Annotated in this window: 2 protein-coding genes; one reads left to right on the plus strand and one right to left on the minus strand. The window is 67.0% G+C overall.

Annotated features, from left to right (window positions below; translation table 11 throughout):
- The coding region (locus VHK87_RS19205) for a hypothetical protein (protein WP_329636504.1) at window positions 1–321 on the minus strand (321 nt) is incomplete at its 3' end.
- A 582-nt stretch (window positions 322–903) separates the two neighbouring features.
- Between VHK87_RS19205 and VHK87_RS19210 the strand changes: the two genes are divergently transcribed.
- On the plus strand, window positions 904–1,533 hold a 630-nt coding region (locus tag VHK87_RS19210), incomplete at its 3' end, for a tripartite tricarboxylate transporter substrate-binding protein (RefSeq protein WP_329636505.1).

The following is a 1,533-nucleotide window of genomic DNA, read 5'->3' on the forward strand; positions in this document are numbered from 1 at the left end:
CTTCCGGTAGAACACGTCGCCGTAGACGTTCACGACGCGCTTCACGTAGCAATCGTCGTAGGCGTGGGCGGCGGCGATCCCGAGCGCGGCCGCTCCGAGGCCAATCCCGATCCCGGGGCCCCAGCCGTATCCGTAGCCCCACTTCTTGCCCTTGTGCCAGTGCGGGCCGTGCGGCTTCGGGAACTTGTGCGGCATGGCGATCTTGCCTGGGCCCTTCGGCATGTAGCCGCCGCCGGCGGAGGCGGTGCCCGAGGTGGCGCCCACGGCGGTGATGCCGAGCGCGAGGGCGAGGGCGACGTTGCGAAGCGAACGGGTGTTCATGATGCTCTCCTGGTCGTCTGTCTGTCGCCGGGAGCCTGATTGCGTCCCGGACAGCCATTGGTCGCGCCAGGCGCAGAAGAGGTTCGAAGGAGGCTCGATTTTTTTCGGGCAATCTCCCCTCGCTTCGGCGGCGATCCGCCTTCGTGGAGGGGAGGCGCCGCTCGAGCGTGGCGCTCGACACGCAGCGAGAAGCCGGGGGACCCCTGCCGAATCCGACCGCAACCGTGTCGCCGTTGCCAGGCCGGGCTATCCCACCCGACTTTCGGGTAAGACCAGGGCTGCTCGTCAGCTCCTGTCAGCGCGGAAAGCGGCACCGCCGCCCGAGCCTGTCGACGGTACAGGAGGCGCTTCCGCCTCCATTGTGCTGAAGGCTACGCCTGAGGGAGGCGGCTCAGGGCCTCCTCGTCACTGCACCGCCGTCCGGAATACTTGCGGGCGATGCTGCGGCGCAGCAAAACTGCCGGCCTCGATTGCCGCAATGCAAGAATATCCGCCGCTTGCACGCGCCTGGGATACAGAATACCATCGAAACTCTAAGAAGATCGGCCTCGCACGAACGAGGACCGAAGGGAGAGAGACGACATGACAGCGCTCCGTTCGCTCGGAAAATCCGTCGCCTTTGCTCTGGCAGCCGTGGGTCTCGCGGGCGGGGCTGCACAGGCTGCCTGGACGCCCACCAAGGCGGTCGAGTTCATCGTTCCGGCCGGCACCGGGGGCGGCGCCGACCAGATGGCGCGGGTGCTCCAGGGCATCATCCAGAAGCACAGCCTGATGTCCCAGCCGCTGGTGGTCATCAACAAGGCGGGCGGCGCCGGGGCCGAGGGCTTCCTCGACGTGAAGGGCTCCAACCGCAACCCTCACAAGATCATCATCACCCTGTCGAACCTCTTCACGACGCCGCTCGCTACGGGCGTCCCGTTCAAGTGGGAGGACATGACGCCGGTCGCGATGCTGGCGCTCGACGAGTTCGTCCTCTGGGTGAACGCCAAGGCGCCCTACAAGACCGCGAAGGAGTTCGTGGACGCCGCCAAGGCCGGCAGCGCGAACGAGTTCAAGATGGGCGGCACCGGCTCCAAGCAGGAAGACCAGATCATCACGGCCGCCATCGAGCAGGCGACCGGGACCAAGCTGACCTACATCCCCTACAAGGGCGGCGGCGACGTCGCGGCCCAGCTCGTCGGCGGGCACATCACCGCCAGCGTCAACAACCCG

It is taken from the genome of Phenylobacterium sp., from assembly GCF_036263695.1.
Classification (GTDB): Bacteria; Pseudomonadota; Alphaproteobacteria; order Caulobacterales; family Caulobacteraceae; genus Phenylobacterium.